Source organism: Alteromonas sp. McT4-15 (genome assembly GCF_020515205.1).
Taxonomy (GTDB): domain Bacteria; phylum Pseudomonadota; class Gammaproteobacteria; order Enterobacterales; family Alteromonadaceae; genus Alteromonas.
In genome coordinates this window covers 56,141-77,736 of the sequence record NZ_JAJALG010000015.1, presented here as the reverse complement: position 1 = coordinate 77,736, position 21,596 = coordinate 56,141, and the positions used below count along the sequence as shown (strand labels likewise).

Here is a 21,596-nt window from a genome sequence, read left to right as displayed (position 1 = left end):
TTTCCTCAACATATACAATACTAGAATGCGCTACTCATTGTATAAAGGCAACGATTACATTGATAATTGGGTTACGCAATGCAATAGTGCTCCCCTAGTGCCGTTAGATTTATCAATAAACACATTTATATGAAGATTACGCCACAGCATTTTTCCCAACAGGTAAATAAGACACCAACACCTGAGGAAAAAGCTAAACCAAACACTACAGACAACATACCCACAGAGCGAAGCACCGTCAATGCCAAGGTAGACGTTAGCCGCCAACGAATGCTGTCGTGGTTCGCGCGCGTTGGTATTAGCCCTTCGATGTTGTCGCCCGATCCGAAAAAGCAAAGACATGCTATCGAACGCAGAAAGCAAATCCTTGAAACACAAAAGGCCACTAACCTTCAAGCTGTCCTAAATATAGCACTAAATGTAACAATCAACGAACAAACTACAGAGAATCTCGACCCAGATTGGTTTTTTGCTTTTAGCACTATGGCTGAAGAGATTTACAGCCCGCCTATGCAGGAATTATGGGGAAAAATTTTTGCTGTAGAAGTAGCACGTCCCGGTAGCTTTTCGTTGCGCACCTTACAGCTTTTGAAGACCCTCACCCATCGCGATGCGAAGATTTTCAGTAAAGCGGTAAGCGTGGCAAGTAAAAGAAATAATGATCCCGTGCCGCGAATTTTAGTGGGGTTTCACAGAAGAAAAGGGCTTTTTTCCTTTTTGAAACGCCCCGTGCCTGAACATGTGAACTTAGCATCGATTGGACTGAGCTACCCTGACTTGTTGTCATTACAAGAAATGAAACTCATTTATGCGAGTGAAATTGAGAGTGGCGAGTATACAGAAGGCCAGAAAGTCTCTCTGCGTTTTGTCAATGACACCATTGATCTCACGTGTCAGACATCGGGTGTCGCGTTGGTGTATTATAAATTTACACCTGTGGGGAGCGAGTTATATACCCTTGTAGGAAAGTCGCCCGATGAACCGTATTTAGCGGCCCTAAAAACAGTTCTGGGCGAAGTATTCAGTATTGCCTAGGTTGTTAAACCTTAAATTCCGTCACCAAATTCGTGAAGTCCACATTCACGTTTCAAGCCGAAGAAACGGGTATCTTGCTCACTCATACCTTCTTGCAGTGATTGCGTTGTGTGCCAATCACCGATAGAAACATATCCTTGCTCCCATAATGGGTGGTACTCAAGGTTGTTCTCTTTTAAGTAGTAGTGAAGATCTTTATTGCTCCAATCAATAATAGGATACAACTTAAACTGCTTTCCTACCTTTTGAAGCACAGGAAGTTTTCCTCGCGTGTCTGACTGACTGCGACGTAAGCCCGCAAACCAGGTTCCTGCCTTAAGCTCAGACAATGCGCGTTGCATCGGCTCGACTTTGTTCAGTTTGTTGTACTGTTCGATACCGTCTATACCCTTTTCCCACAAACGGCCGAATCGCGCTTCTTGCCACGCTGAAGACATATCTGCTCGATAAACATGTAAGTTAAGATTCAGTTTTTGAACCAACTCATCAATAAATTTGTACGTTTCAGGGAATAGGTAGCCAGTATCGGTAAGCACAACCGGAATATCCGGTTGTGCTTGCGTCAGCATATGCAGCATCACTGCTGACTGCGCGCCAAAGCTCGATGAGACAATGTGCGTGTCCGGCAAGTTTTCCAGCGCCCAAGCAACTCGCTCTTGCGCCGTCATAGTTTCCAACGTTTCATTGATATCGGCTAACGCTTCTTTGCTGATATCAAGTGACAATGGTTGCTGCGATGTAGCTGTATTATGCGTCATAGAAATCCCGTGCGGAGTCTACTACTGGTTTAACGATACCAGCGCGAATGACAAAATCACCAAAGGCTTCACCATCATTACGCTCTTTCGCCCATTGGCCTAAAAGCGTATCAAGTTCTGCCATGATTTCTTGCTCACTAATATTTTCACGGTACATACGTGGAATACGTGTACCTTCCCTGTTACCACCTAAATGAAGGTTGTATTTACCTGGACCTTTACCCACTAAGCCTACTTCTGACAACATGGCGCGACCGCAGCCGTTTGGACAACCGGTTACACGAAAGATCACGCTGTCTTGCTCTAAACCGTGTTTCGCCAATAACCCCTCAAGTTCGGTTACCGCATCAGGCAAGTAACGCTCTGCTTCTGCCATAGCTAGCGGACATGTAGGTAATGCTACGCATGCCATTGAGTCAAGGCGCTGATTAGAAATCTCTGGCGCAATCAAACCGTGCTGTCTTGCTAAAGACTCGATAGTGTCTTTATCTTCAGGTGCTACGCCTGCAATAATCAGGTTCTGGTTTGCCGTCAAACGGAAGTCGCCTTTGTGGATTTTGGCAATCTCTGCGCAACCTGTTTTCAAGGTCTTATTTGGGTAATCCAAAATACGACCATTTTCGATAAAGACAGTAAGATGATATTTGCCGTCGATACCTTCTACCCAACCAATGCGATCACCGCGCCCAGTGAATTCGTAAGGACGACTTTCTTGGAACGTTACACCAGCGCGCTTTTCAACTTCGGCTTTAAAGTTGTCCACACCAACACGTTCAAGTGTGTACTTTGTCTTTGCGTTTTTACGATTGACACGATTACCCCAATCGCGCTGGGTGGTAACAACCGCCGCTGCAACATCTAGGGTGTTTTCTAGTCCAATGAAACCGAAGTCGCTGGCTTTACGCGGATACGTGCTCTTGTCACCGTGTGTCATCGCAAGACCGCCACCCACAAGGACATTGAAGCCCACTAGCTTGCCGTTCTCGGCAATGGCTACAAAGTTCAAATCGTTAGCATGTACGTCTACGTCGTTTTGCGGCGGAATAACCACGGTAGTTTTAAACTTACGTGGCAAATAGTTATCACCTAAAATGGGCTCAACAGGCTTTTCGGTGGTCTCCACTTTTTCGCCGTCTAGCCAAATTTCAGCATAGGCGCGGGTTTTAGGAAGCAAATGCTCACTAATCTTTTTAGCCCACTCAAATGCTTCAACGTGAAGTGCAGACTCAACAGGGTTCGAAGTACATAGCACGTTTCGGTTAACGTCACCTGCTGTGGCAATTGAATCGATACCAACTTTATTTAACATTTGGTGCATCGACTTAATTTTTGGCTTCAACACACCGTGAAACTGAAATGTTTGGCGCGTTGTTAAACGAATACTGCCATAAATAGAGTGATCTGCTGCAAATTTATCGATTGCTAACCATTGATCAGGCGTGATAACACCGCCAGGCAAACGCGCACGAAGCATGACATTGTGCAATGGCTCTAATTTTTGTTTAGCGCGCTCTGCGCGAATATCGCGGTCGTCCTGCTGGTACATACCGTGGAAACGAATTAGCTGGAAATTATCCGCCGTAAATCCGCCGGTAAGATCATCTTTTAAATCGGCTTCAATAGTACCACGTAAGTTATTACTCTCACGCTTAAGACGTTCGTTGTCAGCCAGTTTGCCTTCAACGATAAATGGTGATTTTTCGTTACTCATTAATAGACATCCTTCTGATAACGTTTCGCTTTACGCAACTCAACAATATAGGCTTTAGCATCAGCTTCAGATTTTCCGCCGTGCTCTTGAACAATAGTAATTAAGGCATTTTCTACATCTTTTGCCATGTGCATTGCATCACCACAAACATAGAAATGTGCACCTTGCTCAAGCCATTCGTATACTTCTTTGCCGTTTTCTAATAAACGATGTTGAACGTATACCTTTTCTTCTTGGTCACGTGAGAATGCCAATGTAATTTTGTCCAGCAGGCCGTCTTTCACATACCCCTGCCACTCTACTTGGTACAAGAAGTCTTGCGTAAAGTGTGGATTTCCAAAGAACAACCAGTTTTTGCCTTCTGCGTCTTGAGCGTCGCGCTCTTGCATGAAGGCTCTAAATGGCGCTATACCTGTGCCTGGACCAACCATAATAACTGGGGTATTTGGATCTGCAGGCAAACGGAAGTTGTCGTTGTTTTCTACAAACACATCCACTTCACCGTTTTCTTCAAGGTATTCGCACAAGAAACCCGATGCACCACCCTGATGGCGATGACCAAAAGCTTCATAATCAACGTGTGCTACAGTTAGGTGGACTTCTTCTTCCACTTCCGCTTGGCTTGATGCAATTGAATACAAACGCGGCGTTAGCGGGCGCAGTGAATCAACTAACTGCTGAGCAGTCAACGAGCCTGGATGGTCGCGCACAATATCAATTATCTGACGTTCAGCCATATAAGTACGAAGCTGCGCTTTGTCTTCCACTAATGCCGCTAGACTTTCAGAGCCTGTAGCAGCTTGGTAAGACTTAATAAAATTAGGGTAACTTAACGTAAGCTCAAGTTTTGAAGTCAGTGCTTCAGACAAAGGCATACTTGATTCAGCCACAACCACTTCGGCGTTGCCGTCTAAAGAAAGTAGACTAATAAGCTCAGATACCAGTGATGGTGCGTTTTTGAACCATACACCAAGTGCATCACCCGGCTGGTACGTTATGCCAGAATTTTCAAGACTAATTTCGATATGGCGTATGTCTTTTACAGAGTCGCGCCCTGTTATCTTCAATGACTCGATGAGAGACGCTTTAAACGGGGCTTTTTTGGTGTACGTCTGCGTAGCAACACCGTGAACAGCTGCGCCGGTTTGCGCTGCAACTGCTGGCGCTGACGCAGCACTAAAATCTTCTTTAAGCGACTCAATAAGTTTGCTTAGCCATGCTTCGGCTTCAGCTTCATAGTCAACGTCACAATCGAGGCGTTCTACAATGGCTTTACCGCCAAGCTTGCCCAAGCGCTCATCAAAGTCTTTACCTGTTTGGCAGAAAAACTCATAGCTGCTATCACCTAAGCCTAAAACAGCATATTTTGTATTAGTGAGCTTAGGCGCTTTTTTGCCCGCTAAAAATTCATGCAATTCAATAGCATCATCAGGCGCATCGCCTTCACCATGCGTACTAACGAAAACAGCAACGTGGGTTTCACCTTTCAAGTTGCGTGGCTTGTAGTCTGCCATGCTAACGAGCTTGCTATTAAACCCTGCTTCTTCTGCTTTTGCTTGGCACTGTGCTGCCACACCTTTTGCATTACCAGTTTGTGAACCATACAAAATGGTCAATGTTGGCGCATCACCTGCAGACGCAGCTTGCGCTTGCATAATTGGTGCTACTGCACCACCTTGCGCTGCCGCCATACCCGCAGCATATCCACTTACCCAAGTAAGTTGATCACGATTTAACCCCGCAATGGCCTGCGTAATTGCATTCCATTGTTGTTCGTTTAATACGGCGCCTGGCGCTGAGTTCGAATTAGAATCTTGTGACATAGTCTTTTAGCCTTTTATCAATGGCGCTAAGGCTAACGACTTTCTTCAAGAAGAGAAAAGAATAAATGAAACTTTTTTATTACGGAAAGTGCTTAAAAGCGATATTGAAATAAAAAAGGCGTGAACTGAAACTCAGTCACGCCTATTCTTCTATACGTAGAAATAGTCTAGAAGTGAAGTTCTAATCCTGCGAAAACGCCGTCAAACTCCATATCTGCATATACATCGTCAAGATCTTCAATGTCTACTGTAACGCTTCGGTAACCGACTTGCAGCGTCATGTCTATCGCAATACTTTCGATAAATGAATACTGCACTGCAGCTTGATAGTCGCTTAACTCGTGATCATCAAATGACAGATAGCTACCTTCAAAGTAGGCAGAAAGCCCAGTGAACGGCAAGCCCAATTGCACCTTCGAGTATGCCATTGGAATAATACCAGAGAACTCCGCAGACCCCGATGTGCTGCTGGACCTGTCTGCAACCGCTAGAGAACCATCGATGTACTTGGCATTTATGCCTAAGTCGAAGCTAACGAGGTCGTTGTCAAACAACTCGTAATACATAATGAAATCGGTTGAATCAATTTCCACATCTGTATTCACTTCACTGTTTGCAGTGTACAACTCACCATCAAAGGTAAAATTGGTGTTCAATACCGTAGAGCCAGAGTTATCCAATGTCGCATGGCTAATTTTAATATTTGGAACAAAAGGCACTGGGTGTTCAAAAGCGATATAAAGCGCAGTATTTGTTTCATCATCAAAATTAAAGTCTGCTGTACTACTGCTATCAGCAAATCCACCAGATGTATCGGTTTGCCACATTTGTGCACCTACATATACACCTGCAATGGTGTCAGCTTGAGATGCCGTTGACACTAATGCGCAACCTAATGCTGCAGCTAATAGACCTTTTTTCATTAATTATCCTTGATTGAGCAGTTCAGAAAGTTCAATTAAAGCGGCATTTGCTCGAGAAATATAGTTTGCCATTACTAACGAGTGATTAGCTAACATACCAAAACCGCTTCCATTTAAAATCATTGGGCTATATACCGTTTGTTGAGTAGCCTCTAGCTCTCTAATAATTTGCTGCAGACTCACCAATGCATTTTTATCTTCTAGCACATCGTAAAACTCAATCTCTACTGCTTTTAAAAAGTGCAGTAGTGCCCATGTAGCGCCGCGCGCTTCATAGAAGTTATCATCTAATTTCCACCAGCTTGTTTTTACAACACGCTGACTGGCTACCGGTGAAGATTGTCTTGCGTTGGCGTCACCAGCAAGGTCGGTATTAATGCGAGCAGATCCTACGCTGGCACTAAGCCTTTGTGAATAGCTACCTAACCGCTTTTCTACTTGTTTAAGCCATTCGCGCAAGTTATCGGCACGTGTATAGAACTGACTGTCAGAATTACGCGTACTAGCAAGCTCGTCGCGATATTGTTTTAACAACGCGATACCTTCGGCGTAACTGGACTCTGAAGAGGGTAACGCCCAGCTTTTGTGGTCCATATTAAATTTGGGATGTGCTTTGGTAAGATAAGGGTTTTCAATTGACTGTGATTGAGAACGGCTGAAGTCTTTGCGCATTGATAATGCCAGGTCACGCACCATTTCAAGCGCACCAAACTCCCAAGCCGGCATGTTATCTAAGAAAAGTCCCGGTGGTGTAACGTCATTAGAAAGATAACCACCCGGTTTGTCGAGCAAGGTTTCTGATACATCAATCATTGTTGTGGTTAATGTGTAGCCAGCAATCTTCGTTGGATTTTCAATTGACGAGTTTTTCTGTAAACGCTCTCTCACGTCATACGTATCGGGTGAAAAACTCCAATACCAACCAATAATCCAGAATACGACCAATATTACCGCAGTGAAAATCGCGATCCATTTTGCGTTAATTGATTGTCTCATATCACACCAACCTTCCTTTTAAATGACATATAGCCGGCGTTCACCAGCTATATGATTTTTTACTCTACCTGAAAAATGCGAAACCTTTATGACGGCTGCGTCTATAACATCATCTTTTACTACGTAAACACAACTTAATTTGGCTTATGTTTTCTATAAAGTATGGTGCATATTGTGACTATTTCGCTGCTTATACTGTGCAGAGTTACGGTTTTTCAGGGCATAAAGCGCAATACCAATAATGATAATGGGCCAAAACGCGCTGACGCCTACAACAAACAGTGCTAGTAAGCCCGCACCCAAACCAAGCACAATAGTTCCTAATACGCTCACTGCCACGACAAAGCCCACCACAACCAGAACCACACCGATAAGTGATAATACTGCTATGTTTTCCCAAGGGTCCAACAATTCATCGGCCATGACGATATGCATTCCTAACCAGCTGTCTACTAAATTGCCTAAGCAGTTTACAAGAACAATGGCGATAACCACTGCGATCAAGAAATTTTTCATTAGCCCATCCTCGGCAGAAGAATAACGGCAGCGATATAGGCAACCAGTGTAATTGGGGTAGCGACGAACAGGCTTACCACTGCCGCAGCTCTTACCCATATCGCGTCTATATCAAAGTAGCGTGCAACTCCTGCACAAACACCCGAGATAACGCCTGAATCTAAATCTCTATACATACGTTTTTGTGTTGGCATTTTCATGATTTTCTCCGCTCTATTCTGTACTTTGCTAAATGCGATTTACACTGGCTGGGGTAAGGTCGCTTAAGCGACCTTATTCTTTTTAAGTTCAGCCAATTCTTTCTCGATTGCCTCATCGGCTTCCATTGCATCAAACTGAGCTTGCAGTGACGTAGCTTCGTTTGTTTTCGTCAAATCGTAAGCATCAACTTGTGCTTCTAGATAATCGATACGTTGCTCGTAATTTTCAAAACGCGTCATCGCATCATCAATCTTGCTTTCATGGTCTGCTTGCTTCACTTTAAGACGGGTCTGCGCTGAATTTTTGCGCTGCACCAGTGTTTTCTGTTTCGCCTTTGCTTCAGCTAGTTTGCTATTAAGACGCGAAGTATCTTGCTGGATTTTCTCAACCGTCTCCGATAAATGTTTTTGCTGCTCTTCAAGTGACGCGAGCTTTGCAACGTACTTTTGTTTTTCGATAAGCGCAGCTTTAGCCAGGGTTTCTTTGTCGCTATTCATGGCAAGCTGGGCTTTATCTTGCCAACCATTAATTTCTTTTGTTGCTGCATCGATGTGGCGCGCTAATGTTTTTTGTTGCGCGATATATCGCGCAGCATCAGTTCGCACTTCTACCAAGGTTTCTTCCATTTCCTGAATAATCAAACGAATGATTTTTTCCGGATCCTCAGCCTTATCTAGCATTGCGTTGATGTTGGCTTGAACAATATCGTTAATACGCGAAAACATACCCATGATTATTTCTCCGTTAAGAATGTTATTTGGTTACCAGCCCTGTACCACTGTCATATTGTGCTTCGCTGGATTTCCTACTGGATTCCCTATTACTATTACAATCAACGTGCCAAAATATTAAACAATTGTTTTATATGCATTTTTTCAAAAAATCACTTTTGCAGAGGTAAATTAAAAACAAGCTAAACCTAATAATTGGTATTTTTAACCACTGACTTTGTGAATTTGACCACTACTGTGAATTAGCGGTCTTTTCACCTAAGCATGAGTAAATAAAGTGCCATTACATCTAAGGACGAGCTGTAACCATCTTTGAAATTTTTCATTTCATCGACTCTGAATTGTCGGAGTGCGCTATACCCACTAGTGTGTTTGCTTTCTAATCAAGGAATGAAAAGGTAATGGCGCATGGAAACAGACAGATAAAATCACTGCACCTGATGGTCATCCCGATGACCGATTTGGTCGTGGCGTTGCATTAACAAGTAGTACGGCAATAATTAGTGCTATGCACAGCGACGTAAGCGCAGTTAATCAAGGCGCGTTGTACATATATGAAAAGCAAAATGGACAATGGCGCTTTAAGTTCAAGACAGTAGCGAGTGATGCATCAGAAAATGATAGGTTCGGCTGGAATGTAGCCTTGTATGATCACATGGCCATTGTAGGTACGCCGCATAAGGATGACAATGGCGCTGAATCAGGAGCAGCTTATATACTAGATGTAAAAAAAGCGCCCTAAGGCGCTTTTGTTACAACAATGATGTTAGTCGGCATCTTCTTCATTTGATGAGCCCGCTGCGTCAGTACTCACTACCAAGTCTGTTACGCTTACGCTACCTGACTTGCCGCTATTTTTGCCGTCTAATTCGAAGTGATAAGACGTATTGGCAACAGTTTGATAAACGTCTGCGCTTATCTCATTTGCAGTAACTGAAACCGCTGTTGTTACCATGTCAGTTAATAATGTTTGAAGCACTGACTCTTGCGCGCTCACTGCGCTGCTCATCATGCTTGCTGAAAGTAAAGTCGCTGCAATTAGTGAAGTTTTCATAGTTTCCCTCGAACGTTAAGTCAGTGCAACAACACGTTGTCGTTGCGATACTTAGTAGTTAGCGAGAGACGTGCCAACATCAAAACAAATCGTTAAGATGTTGTTTTAAAAGAATTTATTAAAAATAAAATTGCCAGCGAGAGAAATGAGCCAATAGTACAAATATTAAACTTTAGTCAAAAGCACTAATACTTTAGTCTTTTTGACCATTGTACTGTGCAACTTCTCTTTGTGCTTTTTCCACTGCATCTAATGCATTCATTAAAAGATCAGGATCGGGAGACTTACCTGTACCGTTTTGACTTAAGTAACGTCGCCAAATTCGTCCACCTGCTTGGCCCTGATAAAGCCCTAGCATGTGACGCGCCACATGCCATGGCTTGAAATACGGATCGTCTTGACGTGCTATGTATTCTTGCATTTTCATAACTAGATCTCGACGAGAGATAACCTCACTCTGATCATCGCCAAAAATAACGTTGTCGACATTTGCTAAAATGTAGGGGTTAGCATAAACCTCACGCCCCATCATCACACCATCCACGTCGAGTAGTTGCGTTTTGGTTTCATCTAGTGTTTTAACACCACCATTGATGCTAATAGAAAGTTCTGGTCTAGCTGCCTTCAGGCGATGTACGCGAGGATAATTTAGTGGTGGAATTTCACGGTTTTCCTTTGGGCTTAACCCCTGTAGCCACGCTTTTCGTGCATGAACAATAAAAGTATCGCATCCGGCATCGGCTACCACATTGATGAAGCGCGAAAAATCCTCGTCTTCGTCCATATCATCAATACCAATACGGCATTTAACGGTAACGGGAATATCGACTTCTTTTTGCATAGCGGCAACGCAATCAGCAACGACTTCAGGTTGCGCCATAAGACACGCCCCGAAGCTGCCGTTTTTTACTCTGTCACTGGGACAACCAACGTTGATATTAACCTCATCATAGCCACGCTCTTGAGACAATACCGCACAGCGTGCCATGTCACTTGGATCGCTACCACCTAGTTGAACAGCGACAGGGTGCTCTTCGTTGTTAAAGCCAAGATAGTCACCCTTGCCATAAATAATGGCGCCAGTTGTAACCATCTCAGTGTAAAGCAAGGTGTGTTTAGTCATAAGGCGCAAGAAATAGCGACAATGGCGATCTGTCCAATCCAGCATTGGAGCGACACTAAATCTGCGGTTAATTGGTTTTTTGCTCATATTATTCTCTAAGCCTTGTGTTTACTGGGTTCAGCTCATGCAACACAAGCAACCTCTCAACTTCAAAATCGTTCATTAAACCATCATTTTGGGACCCCAAATAGGACCCCTAGCGTTGTCGGGACCCTAAATAGGACCCAGAAAATGACGCTAAGTTACATCATATGACGGAGAAAAAAGTGGCGTATTTTACCATAGAAGTCGTTGAGCCTGCCAATAAGAAAAATAAAGTTAGGTATAGCGCAACAGTGCGAGAAAAGACATGCGGTCGCGTTAGCTTTAGCAAACGCAAAACCTTTGACTACAAAGCTGCAGCTACCAAGTGGGCAAAAGAGCTCATTCACTCTTTAGAGAACGGCGAGAAACCTGCAGACCGTGAGCTGCAAGTACTTACGGTATCTGAGCTTATTTTAAAGTACATTGATAAATGTAACCGTTCAAACAAACCGTTAGGACGTTCAGCACAAAGCTCCTTAAAGCAAACAGGCCGATACAATATTGGTAAAGTGAGACTCGTTGATTTACGTTCTCAACACATTATCGATTTTGCACTCGAACGACTTGAATCAAAGCGAAAACCTAAACCACAAACCGTTGCAGGTGACATCTCATTTCTACGCAGTGTGCTAATTCATGCAAAATCCCTATTTGGCTTAGAAATTACAGACCAAGCAATAGTCGAGTCTTACCCAACACTTCGCAGACTTCGTTTGATTGCCAAATCGGATAAACGACACCGCCGTTTGGTAGGTAAAGAATACGACTACATACTAGAAGCACTAAAAGAATACCAAAGTCGCGACAAGACAGAACTCCCTTACGCTGATTTATTTGAAATGTCTGTATTAACTTGTCTTCGAGTATCGGAGTTGTGTCGACTGGAATGGAAGAACTTGATGGAAGACAAAAGCCTAATAAGGGTGACGGATCGAAAACATCCTACACATAAACAAGGTAACGATATGTTGTTGCCATTATTAGGCAAAGGAAGAGCCCTTGAGCTCATTTTAAAGCAGCCACGTACCAGTAAATTTATCTTTCCTTATAACCCCAAAACAGTTGGTACAGGTTTTAGAAGAGTCATTCGAAGCCTTGGTATAGAAGATTTTCAATATCGAGATTTACGTCGTGAAGGTTGTAGTTTACTCATTGAGAAAGGGTTTAGCTTACCGCAAGTTGCTGCAGTGTCTGGGCATAAAGATCTGAAGATCCTGCACGACATCTACGTCACAGTTTTCCCTGAAACTCTTATTCACTTAGAAATGACTAAAAGCACAAATAACTAAAGTGCAAACTGTTTAGGTGATAGATTGGTTCACAGAGCCAATCTGCTTCAAGCAACCAGCTTACGAGTTTTCTAAGAACACATTACCTCAAATTTCACGAATAAGTGAAAACCAAAGGTACTTCTCGAGGACAACAAAAAAATTCAAATAATGGGTAACTTTCCAATCAAATGAGATCTGATGTTTGAGTTGTAAAGTTACGCACGATCCGCGCTACAGTAAAATTAGAGGTCACTATTTTCGTGGTCGAATTCGCATTGTTGAAGTGGGCAAAAAACCATTTAATCATAGTGAGCACTTCGAATTTGAATCAGATGCGAAGGCATGGTGCGACGATGTTAAAAAAGCACTAAAACGCGGTGAGTGTATCCTTCGCTTCTGCACCAGTAAAATTACGCTCGCAGATCTTGTCGCTAAAACTTTAGAAGTACGTGGAGCAGCGTTACGCTCACAAGAAAAAAGCGGTATACGAAGAATACTGAAGCACAGCATCGCTCACGTTCCTCTCTCTAAGCTATGTTCGTCTGACGTGGTTCAATACGCCCGTGAACTCTATGACGGTGGAAAAATTAAACGTCAGACCGTAAATTGGTACATTAACAACTTGAACAATGTACTAGCCCATGCAGAATCAAGCTGCCGAATCAAAGTAACCAACCTAGCTGTCAAGAATGCCTGGAAAACACTATGGTCTGAGAAGCTTATAGATAAATCATCAATCAGAGACAGAGTTATAGATGGCACTACTGAAGATGCTGATATTTTAAAGGCCTGTGTTGAAGCTGAAAAATCACCTAAAACGAATATCCCCTACGCTAAAATATATCGAATTGTAATGGCGCAGTCGTTACGACGCTCAGCTATTATCGGCGGGCTCAAACGAAAACATATCAACTTTAAAGAAAGCCTGATTAAAGTCGAGAAACATCAAAATAAGGCTACCAATAAAGGCGAGCCAGAATGGTGCCCAATGCTACCCGAGACTCGGGAGGTACTCGAGGAAATGGGTTTTCACGAATCAGATGGAATTAACAGCGAGCATGTAATTTTTCCGTTCAACCCAAACTCTGTAACGACAGGATTTACACGCATCTTGAACAAACTAGGCATTAAGGGTGTTCAAGTATTCCGCGATGGCAGACGCACAGCCATTTCAAACCTTGATGACAACGGCTACTCACTTGCCAAGATCAGAACGATCTCAACACATAGTGCCAAGAGTAAAACACTCGAAGAAGTTTACATAAAAAGTGATATCAAACAGGTTGCGCAAGAAGCCAAAGTTAACCTACCTAGTCGCAAACAAAAAGCAGCTCAAGAAGGTGTTCTGAAAAACGATAATCAGCACTTCCACCAGCAAGCGGCAGATATGATGGTAAAAATGTTATCGCGAGATGGTACGTCACCAGATGATATACTAAACGCCGTATTTCAAGTTATGCAGCGTGAACGTGTAAAAAGCGCAAAACCTATTGCTAACAGAGAGTAGTTGAAGGCTGTATCTATAAAATACCGCCTTCCGATAATCGTTGGACATAGCGTGTAATATCAATCAAGTTTTCCATGCTGCCTTCTAGCAATAGCTGCTTAGGTATTCGCCCAGAAAAAAAGTCACTGTGGTTTGGCTTTGCGATAAATCCATAGATCGTTTCATTAGTTGAAAATAATGAAGTCAAACCTATGTGTATATTAATAATATAAGACACCCTATCATGCCTATCTCGATTCAAACGCACATTATCTGGGTTAGCCAAATAGCGACGTAAACTTGATGTAGAAATATCCAATACCGTTGCTATTTCTGATTGAGTGAATCCCCAAAGCTTCATGATGTTATAGCAGCGACTAATAACAACACCATGGAGGTTATCTAGCTCATTGAGCTTTGTTCTTGTATGAACAGGCATCACCTTTCCTTCTTGAATACTCACGATGGGTCAATGTTAGATATGTGTCTATAACTGTCAAAAATACAAATAAGTACTAGGCGTTTGTAGAAAAGGTAGCTTGATATAAAAGCTAACCACCTTGAATTATATATTCTCCACCTTCTTCACCTTGTTCGCGTCTAAACTCTATTTCCGCCCAAAATGCTTGTTTGTCCATTCCATTTAAAGCAAGGAATAACTTTTGATCCCAAAATGCCCAAGACGAACGTCTTATGGTTGCTTGCGGAACCGGTCTAGCTTTCTGCGATACGCCAGCAATTAATTCGGCGTAATCTGAGGGATTAATAGCATCTTCCAACCTGTCGGTAATTGACAAATACCGCCCTTCTACTCTGTTACGAATTTCGTAAACATCATCCCATGTCTTCAGCTTATCGATTAAAGTGACGTCTTGAGTGTTCCACTTTAGCTTCAACTGAGGTTCAGGGTCATTCAGATTTACTATTTCAAACTCTATTGAAGTCGAGGCTTGTTCTGTGTATGGATTGAGTGCATAGCGGTTGGCACCTAATGTAGATTTAAACAAATCTTTTGCTTTCTTTGCGTCTTGGTTGCAAACGCGACAAAGTGGGATCAAATTGTCCGGATGTACTGCATAAATAGGGTATTTTGATTTGCAAAGTTGGTGATCATAGTCTGCCCGCCACTGATTTTCATCTTCAATGTTTGCCCTGAAAGGTGCTAGCTGTTCCATTCCACAAGCTCGACATACTTGTCCGTTTATCACCCTAAAATCGCTAAAATGAGTATTGATGCACTTACCGTTGGATCCAGCTATCACATTGGCTAGATCTTTAGTTGAACAATACAAGTGTGTCATTAGAGTCTTTAGCGCATTGAAGGTATTCGCTGAAAGAAAACTAAGCAAGCCTCTATTAGGTGCAGCAAAGAAAGCTGTTAAATCTTGATGGCCGTTGGCCGCGTAATACAACCTTTGCCGGTTACCCTCAGTCTCCTTTTTTAACTCGGTAAAGAGTTTTTTGAATTTATCTCTAGTTAAGTCACTTTTAACATTTGCAACATTTTCCTTAGCATTGTCCCAGCATGCTTGCCCAACATCACCTGATGTAAGGAGTGAGCGTTTAAAGTTTCCACCAGCAATAGCATGCTCCAAAAAGTGCAGCAGTTCCGCGTTTAACTTTTCAAACACCATAAATTTAGGGCTATTAGGGTCTAGAACAAACAACATATCAACCAAGCTTCCTTAGCAAATAGGCCTTTTCAGGAGAGCTGCCTAAATTCTGTCTAATCCATTCTAGCGCTTGAGCATCACCTTGCTCCAACTGCTTTCGAATCTCATCCACTACTGTTTGGGAAATCAATGAACGCAAACCGAAAAACTGCTTAATTAGTATATCAAAAGAGGCGCCATAAGTTTGCTCACGCGACGGTTTCATATGAACTTTAAATTGCTCATCACGCTCAAAGAAATAAACATTTTCCTGTTTTAAGGATGAAACCATAAAAGGTGAATGAGATGTCATTAGAAGTTTAGTTCTGCTGATGTCTCCCCCTAAACACTGTTTTATGTGTTTGTGGAAGTACGTTCGCCAAGCAGGGTTATAGTGAGTTTCGGGTTCATCAAAAAGAAAAAGCGCCTGCCTCTGATTACTTGGGTCTTGGCTAAATACCTTTAAACACGCTAGTGTTTGGAGTAATTGTGCCTCGCCATCTGATAAGTCATCATAGTTAGCAAACTCGCCTTCGTCATCAGCCAGCTCCATCAACCGGATAGTAAGTGGCAATTTGCTTTTTAATGGCTTCTTAACAGTTCCAAGGAAGTCGTCTCTTCTTAACGCAGTCCTGTCTACACCACGCCAGTTTTTAGCACCAAGTTGTTGTAACTTATATAAACGAGCAAAGAAAATTACAGGGTCGCTGTAGTTCTCTTCTCTGAGGCGTGACAATGTTTCAACATCATTAAAATCAAATAGAATTTTTCCATGAAGGTAGTCCAGTTCATAAAGATCGAACTGGGTATCCGTTGTTTGCTTACCAATTCCTTCAAAGTTATCTCTGCCCGCAATCCTTATCAATACTCTAATATCGCGAATAGACTCCTCTTCCCCAAGGTCTCCCCGTAAATCGTATTCAATAACCAAGCGAGAAGGATGTTTGAATCTCAGTTGATCAAACACTTCTTGTCGGAAAGCGCGATCTAACATGGCTAATGAAGCAACAACTAATCCTGCACTGTCATAATCTAAATATACGAGCTGACTAAGATTAACTGGCCTTTCCCGAAGCGACATAAGGCCATCTTGTTCAAGAGCCTCACCTGTTGGAGCATCAAATATGTGCGGATATCGGGTTAAATATTTTTCATTCACCTCAACCATTTGAGTATCATTCAGCTCACCAGCCAGTTCTTTTCGCCATTTCAGCTTAGTATTCATAACATCAAAGTATTGAACCGCATTCTTTAAAAATGCTCGTTGCAAATTTTCATTCAAACCTGACGAGTAACCAACGATATAATCAGGAAGAGTCAGTTCTTCAATACCTACCTTTTGCCAAGTCTCATTTGCATCAATATAACATTTAACGTCACCATCAGTTTGGATGTTAACTTTAAACTTTGGGTTATGGATCCCTTCAGCAACTGCCATACGACTACCAGCTACCATATTTGCTGAGCCAGCACTGTGATTAGTCGGACGGCTCAATTGATACTCTATAGCCACATCAAAACCTAACGGTTTTCGAACTTTAAACTCACGGCGTTGATAGCGTTCTATAAATGCAAATGATTCAGCAATAAGTTCCAAAAGTTGCGACTTACCACACCCATTTAACCCTATAAATGCGAGCAAAAAACTATTGGATTCAGAGAAGTCGAAAACGCTGTCGTGCAATCCCTTATAACTTCCTGTCAGCTCCACGCTAATTAACTTCATACAACTTCCTTATTTCGCTTTTCTCTTCTTTATAGGTTTTAATTTTTCTCGCTCGGTTTTGATCTTTTCAAGCAAGGCTTCTGCTGAGTTTTCTCCGCTGATGAGCTCAGGGTTTTGCTCGCGCCACTTGGCGGTGAGCTCACCACGAAACGCTTTAGCAAGGATCGATTGAGTGAGTTTATTTACGCGCTCTTGGGCTGCGTTGACTTCGGCTTCGACTTTGTCGGCGTATGCGAATAGCTTTTCGACACGGCGGACGATTTCGGTTTGTTCTTCAATGGTTGGTAATGGGATCGGCAAAGAGTTACAAGCTGTCTTATTCAAATATTTAACTGTAGTCGATGTCGCCTTATCTTCGTAATATTCAACATTTGCTCTCACACAATATGCTAGATATTCAGCTTTGATATGCTTGTTAACTTTGAAGGCATGAAGTTGTTGATTAATTACGGAGCTTTCCTCTAGAACGGCTGAAAGACCAACACGTCCAACGCAGGTCATAATAACATTTCCGGGTTCTATGATTTTTGCTCTGTAAGTAATAACCTCGTCTTCACTTAAACCATTTTCAATCTCCTTGTAATCAATCCAAATAGATTGTTCGTCAAAATTCGGAGTTAACAGCCAATGATAGCCACCTGAAAAAGATTTTGGTTTATCTCTATTCGGTACAACACACTCGCACAGAGCACCTAATCTTATAGAGGGCCAACCTGCGATATGACTTACAAATTTTCGGCTTTCCTCATCAGCGATATCTGGGGACCTGTCCTTCTTTTTACCAAAGTTTCCCATTGTAAGCCCTGATGAAAATTGTTCTTCAGAAATAGATGCAATATCAACTATTGCTGGTTTGAACTTCTCACGCCACTCTTCGGTCAACTTACCGCTGACGGCGGCGGCGAGGACGGATTGGCGGAAGCGTTTTAGTGTGTCGGGGACGGCGTCGAGGCGTGTTTTAATACTGTCGACTTTCGCTAGTAGCTTATCCAGCTTTTTAGCAATGACTTTCTGTTCAGCGAGTGGAGGAAGCCCAACAGGGTATTTTTCTAGGTGAGCTTTATTGACTCCTGACTGACCCGCAGTTCTATCTGAGGCTGCATTTACATAGTTATAGATATCGCGATTTTTCAAATAGTGAAATAGATACTCATTATCGAATACTCCCATTTTCGGCACAGCTTTCATCAAAGCAACGTTATAAGCCCCCTCTAGCCCTCTCAATATTTGAAATATTGGTGGACCATACCTGCCAATCATTACGTCTGTAGTCGAAACAAAGCGTTTTGCTTTATCTTTGGGGATATAAACAATGTTCTGATCAGATTTGTAGTCACGAATTTGTATAAGCCTTATCTTATCGGGACCTGGCTGATCACTAAAAAACGTTTTTGGTGGTTGATTACCTCCAACTATGTCGATAACTTCATTTAGTTGTGCGAAGTGCCAACTTGAAGGAATGCTCAGTTCATGAGTATATGAGCCATCTACGGTTATGGTTCTATTATCAGTCATTCACTAAACCTCATTACTTAGTTCAGCCAACAACTCGTCCAACTCAGAGAGCGCGGTGGTCAATCCTTCTTTGGCTTCTTGCGCTAACACTTCTGGTGCAGGTAGATCGGCCGCATCAACACTGTCTTTGTCTTTTAACCAACTGATATCGAGTGAATCACCTTTGGCATCTGCAATCCATTCACGAGTAAAACAGCGCCAACGTGAATGTGCTAACTCGTCGTCTACACCTTTGTTTTCCTCTGCGTTGTCCACTTCCACTTTGCGAGCATCGAAACTGTATTCACCTTCTGTGCGCGGTGACGTACCGTTAGCATCTTCGCCGTAAACTGCTTCAAACGGTTTAAGATGACTTTCACCAAATGGAGTACGCTTGCCAAATGAAGGCATATTAGTTCTTAGGTCATACACCCAAACATTTTTGGTACAGCCTTCTTTTTGGCTTTTATCGGCAGCAGCGCCTTTGGTAAAGAAAAGCACGTTAGTTTTTACACCTTGGGCGTAGAAGATGCCTGTCGGCAAACGCAAAATGGTGTGCAGGTTACATTTTTCCATTAAGTCACGACGAATATCGGTACCCATGCCAGCTTCAAATAACACATTATCCGGTAATACCACAGCGGCACGGCCACCCGGTTTTAAGTTACGGTAGATATGCTGTAGGAACGCTAATTGTTTATTACTGGTGCGATAGGTTAAATCGTCACGGGTAATAGATGCTTCACCGCCTTTTGACGTACCAAATGGTGGGTTTGCTAATATAACATCGGCTTTAGCTAAGCTTGAGCCTACCTGACCAAGTGCATTACCTAAATGCACCGCGCCTTCGTCGTCGCCTTCAATATTGTGCAGTAAGCAGTTCATAAGAGCTAAACGACGGGTATTAGGTACTAACTCAACACCCATATAAGCTTTAGTTTTTTGAAATTGCTGCTGTTGTTCGTTTAAATCAAACAAGTCATCGGTTTGTTCTTTAATGTAGTTATCAGCAGCTATAATAAAACCTGCGGTACCCGCGGCAGGATCTTGGATCGTCTCCCCTGCTTGCGGTTTGATACAGCATACCATTGAGTCAATAAGTGCACGCGGTGTGAAGTATTGCCCTGCGCCCGATTTAGTCTCGTTCGCGTTTTTCTCAAGTAGTCCTTCGTATAAGTCACCTAAGCCATCTTTTGCTGCGCTGAACCAGTCAATTTTATCAATGGCTTCAATAAGCTGTTTTAAATGGCGTGGTTCGCGTAAACGTGTTTGTGCATCGGCATAAATGGCTTGAATAAGTGGATCTTCATGAATAGTTACTTCAATTGTTTGGCCTGGATTTTCGGGGTCTGCTTCGGTACGTTTACCGGTTGATAAGGCTAACAAGATTGCTTTGTAGTCGTTAAGCAATACGAGTCCGTCTTTACCGCTTAAATCTTGCCAACGGCAACCTTCTGGCAATGGATGACGGTTTAAAATGCCGGCTTCATTGTTTTCGTGCACCATTTTAATAAACAGTAGCAATACCAGCTCAGTCACATAGTCTGAATAGTTAATACCGTCGTCACGTAGTACGTCACACAGGTTCCATAGTTTTTGTACGATGTCGTTGTTGGTCATTATGAGTCCTTTATATGCCTTACTTTTATACTTAGCTTTCTGCAAGCTTCTCGAATTAGTAAGGCAAGAAATTATTATTGTCTGTTGTCATGAGCGTAATAAGCTTAGGGTGAACAAATAGCTTTTCTTTACCTGCTGTGACTTCGGTTAGTACACCAATATCGCAGAGTTGCTTGAGGTAAACAGAGGCTGTTTGTCGTTTTGCTATGTCGCTTTCCACTAAGTTGTTAATGCGGCAGTAAGGCTGCTCAAAAATCACTTGCACTAACTCATGGCTATAAATTTTGGGTAGCTGTTCTTTTACAAATACGGTTGTGTGCTCAATAAGCTCTCGCATTGCAGCTATTTTGTTGGTTGTCCATTTGGCGGTTTGTTCTACTGCATTAAGCATATAGATGATCCATGGCTGCCAATCGCCATCGCGAGTTACCGACAAGAGCAGCCGATAATAATCTTGCTTATTTTGTACGATATAGCGACTGAGATACAAAATTGGCAGCGTTAATAAATCCCGCTCAATTAGATACAAAATGTTAAGTACCCTGCCAGTACGGCCATTACCATCAGTGAATGGGTGAATTGCTTCAAACTGATAGTGGGATACTGCCATTTTAATGAGTGGATCAATATCGTCTTCTGCGTGAAGGAATTGCTCCCAATTTGATAGTAGATCTCGCAACACTTGCTCACCTACTGGTGGCGTATAGATGATTTCACCCGTTGCCTGATTACTCAGCACAGTGCCTGGCACTTTGCGTACTTCCATCTCAACCGACTTAATAGTGCTACACACTTCTACTGCAGTATTGGTGTTTAATGGCCTTTTTGAAAGCTGCATAAAGCCTTCATACAAAGCAGTACGATATCGTAGTGCTTCTTTGGTGGCATTATCAGCACTACTGTCTTCTTGCGCATACTGAAATAGTTTATCGGTTGTGGTCACGATGTTTTCTATTTCAGAACTGTCTTTTGCTTCAAGTAATGGAATGAGGTTGATCAGAAGGCCTTGGTTTGGCAGTAGCTCCCCTGCTTGCTTAAGTTCTGCTAACGCAGCTCTAGCTGGTATACATGCCTTAAGTATTTCAATACTTTCCAAGGTATCGCCTGGCGGCGGTAATGGTGGCATGGTATTAAACGGCTGCTCAGCTTGCCATGTCATGTTTAAAAAACCTTAAAATATCAACATAACGATTAGCTTATGTCGATTGCATCAACATGTAAACACTTTATGTCGAAAAAAGCTCGATATTTCGACATGTAATAAACTTATGTCGATACTATCGACATATAAAGGAGTTGTGTCGATATAATCAAAATTTTTCGACACGTAATTAAGTTATGTATAGAAAAAGCCAAAAAAGATACATATGCCTAAATATGCGCAGTTGCCAT

General features: G+C 42.5%; 20 protein-coding genes and 1 pseudogene. 5 read left to right on the top strand and 16 right to left on the bottom strand.

What is annotated here, in order from left to right:
- Nucleotides 1–129 precede the first annotated feature (129 nt).
- Nucleotides 130–1,035, top strand: a complete 906-nt coding sequence (locus tag LHL20_RS12270; protein WP_226433507.1) for a TIGR03899 family protein — start codon at nucleotides 130–132, stop codon at nucleotides 1,033–1,035.
- An 11-nt stretch (nucleotides 1,036–1,046) separates the two neighbouring features.
- Here LHL20_RS12270 and LHL20_RS12265 read toward each other — a convergent pair whose 3' ends face one another.
- From LHL20_RS12265 to pspA, 8 genes are all read right to left on the bottom strand, one after another.
- Complete coding sequence (locus LHL20_RS12265; protein ID WP_226433506.1) at nucleotides 1,047–1,793, bottom strand: phosphoadenylyl-sulfate reductase; 747 nt, start codon at nucleotides 1,791–1,793, stop codon at nucleotides 1,047–1,049.
- Nucleotides 1,783–3,504, bottom strand: a complete 1,722-nt coding sequence (gene cysI, locus LHL20_RS12260; RefSeq protein ID WP_226433505.1) for an assimilatory sulfite reductase (NADPH) hemoprotein subunit — start codon at nucleotides 3,502–3,504, stop codon at nucleotides 1,783–1,785. Before cysI ends, LHL20_RS12265 begins: the two co-directional genes overlap by 11 nt.
- On the bottom strand, nucleotides 3,504–5,327 hold the full coding sequence (locus tag LHL20_RS12255; RefSeq protein ID WP_226433504.1) for an assimilatory sulfite reductase (NADPH) flavoprotein subunit: 1,824 nt from the start codon (nucleotides 5,325–5,327) through the stop codon (nucleotides 3,504–3,506). The genes cysI and LHL20_RS12255 overlap by 1 nt, the downstream gene beginning before the upstream one ends.
- 167 nt (nucleotides 5,328–5,494) lie before the next feature.
- Nucleotides 5,495–6,250 carry a TIGR04219 family outer membrane beta-barrel protein gene (locus LHL20_RS12250; protein ID WP_159627861.1) on the bottom strand — a complete coding sequence of 252 codons (756 nt, stop codon included), beginning with the start codon at nucleotides 6,248–6,250 and terminating at the stop codon, nucleotides 5,495–5,497.
- Between the two features lie 3 nt (nucleotides 6,251–6,253).
- Nucleotides 6,254–7,246, bottom strand: coding sequence for a DUF2333 family protein (locus tag LHL20_RS12245; protein WP_202262491.1), 993 nt, complete (start codon nucleotides 7,244–7,246; stop codon nucleotides 6,254–6,256).
- A gap of 153 nt (nucleotides 7,247–7,399) precedes the next feature.
- On the bottom strand, nucleotides 7,400–7,762 hold the full coding sequence (locus LHL20_RS12240) for a hypothetical protein (RefSeq protein ID WP_226433503.1): 363 nt from the start codon (nucleotides 7,760–7,762) through the stop codon (nucleotides 7,400–7,402).
- Nucleotides 7,762–7,962 carry a PspC domain-containing protein gene (locus tag LHL20_RS12235; RefSeq protein WP_226433502.1) on the bottom strand — a complete coding sequence of 67 codons (201 nt, stop codon included), beginning with the start codon at nucleotides 7,960–7,962 and terminating at the stop codon, nucleotides 7,762–7,764. Before LHL20_RS12235 ends, LHL20_RS12240 begins: the two co-directional genes overlap by 1 nt.
- Nucleotides 7,963–8,025: 63 nt before the next feature.
- A complete protein-coding gene (pspA, locus tag LHL20_RS12230) occupies nucleotides 8,026–8,694 on the bottom strand; it encodes a phage shock protein PspA (RefSeq protein WP_202262492.1) in 669 nt (222 codons plus the stop codon).
- Between the two features lie 421 nt (nucleotides 8,695–9,115).
- Between pspA and LHL20_RS21075 the strand changes: the two are divergent.
- Nucleotides 9,116–9,238, top strand: a pseudogene (locus tag LHL20_RS21075) (hypothetical protein); the annotation flags it as partial.
- On the top strand, nucleotides 9,239–9,436 hold the full coding sequence (locus tag LHL20_RS21070) for an FG-GAP repeat protein (RefSeq protein ID WP_264180917.1): 198 nt from the start codon (nucleotides 9,239–9,241) through the stop codon (nucleotides 9,434–9,436).
- Between the two features lie 24 nt (nucleotides 9,437–9,460).
- Here the strand turns inward: LHL20_RS21070 and LHL20_RS12220 are convergent, their stop codons facing one another.
- Entirely contained in the window at nucleotides 9,461–9,748 is a 288-nt protein-coding gene (locus tag LHL20_RS12220; RefSeq protein WP_202262494.1) for a hypothetical protein, read from the bottom strand.
- A gap of 193 nt (nucleotides 9,749–9,941) precedes the next feature.
- On the bottom strand, nucleotides 9,942–10,958 hold the full coding sequence (dusA, locus tag LHL20_RS12215; RefSeq protein ID WP_226433501.1) for a tRNA dihydrouridine(20/20a) synthase DusA: 1,017 nt from the start codon (nucleotides 10,956–10,958) through the stop codon (nucleotides 9,942–9,944).
- Between the two features lie 179 nt (nucleotides 10,959–11,137).
- Here dusA and LHL20_RS12210 point away from each other — a divergent pair, with 179 nt between their 5' ends.
- Both LHL20_RS12210 and LHL20_RS12205 read left to right on the top strand, forming a co-directional pair.
- A complete protein-coding gene (locus LHL20_RS12210; RefSeq protein WP_226433500.1) occupies nucleotides 11,138–12,244 on the top strand; it encodes a tyrosine-type recombinase/integrase in 1,107 nt (368 codons plus the stop codon).
- Between the two features lie 184 nt (nucleotides 12,245–12,428).
- Nucleotides 12,429–13,733, top strand: coding sequence for a tyrosine-type recombinase/integrase (locus LHL20_RS12205; protein WP_226433499.1), 1,305 nt, complete (start codon nucleotides 12,429–12,431; stop codon nucleotides 13,731–13,733).
- A gap of 13 nt (nucleotides 13,734–13,746) precedes the next feature.
- On the opposite strand, the gene LHL20_RS12200 is transcribed toward LHL20_RS12205, so the two are convergent.
- The 6 genes from LHL20_RS12200 to fic all read right to left on the bottom strand — a co-directional run bounded on the left by LHL20_RS12200 (nucleotide 13,747) and on the right by fic (nucleotide 21,363).
- Nucleotides 13,747–14,151, bottom strand: a complete 405-nt coding sequence (locus LHL20_RS12200; RefSeq protein WP_226433498.1) for an antitoxin Xre-like helix-turn-helix domain-containing protein — start codon at nucleotides 14,149–14,151, stop codon at nucleotides 13,747–13,749.
- A gap of 112 nt (nucleotides 14,152–14,263) precedes the next feature.
- The gene (locus LHL20_RS12195) at nucleotides 14,264–15,382 is read right to left on the bottom strand and encodes a hypothetical protein (protein WP_226433497.1); all 1,119 of its coding nucleotides are present in this window, start codon (nucleotides 15,380–15,382) and stop codon (nucleotides 14,264–14,266) included.
- Nucleotide 15,383: 1 nt separating this feature from the next.
- Nucleotides 15,384–17,090, bottom strand: coding sequence for an AAA family ATPase (locus tag LHL20_RS12190; RefSeq protein WP_226433496.1), 1,707 nt, complete (start codon nucleotides 17,088–17,090; stop codon nucleotides 15,384–15,386).
- A gap of 9 nt (nucleotides 17,091–17,099) precedes the next feature.
- On the bottom strand, nucleotides 17,100–18,605 hold the full coding sequence (locus LHL20_RS12185) for a restriction endonuclease subunit S (protein WP_226433495.1): 1,506 nt from the start codon (nucleotides 18,603–18,605) through the stop codon (nucleotides 17,100–17,102).
- 3 nt (nucleotides 18,606–18,608) lie between these two features.
- On the bottom strand, nucleotides 18,609–20,204 hold the full coding sequence (locus LHL20_RS12180; protein WP_226433494.1) for a class I SAM-dependent DNA methyltransferase: 1,596 nt from the start codon (nucleotides 20,202–20,204) through the stop codon (nucleotides 18,609–18,611).
- 55 nt (nucleotides 20,205–20,259) lie between these two features.
- Nucleotides 20,260–21,363 (bottom strand): protein adenylyltransferase Fic, encoded by a 1,104-nt coding sequence (gene fic, locus LHL20_RS12175; RefSeq protein ID WP_226433493.1) that lies wholly within the window; start codon nucleotides 21,361–21,363, stop codon nucleotides 20,260–20,262.
- Between the last annotated feature and the right edge of the window lie 233 nt (nucleotides 21,364–21,596).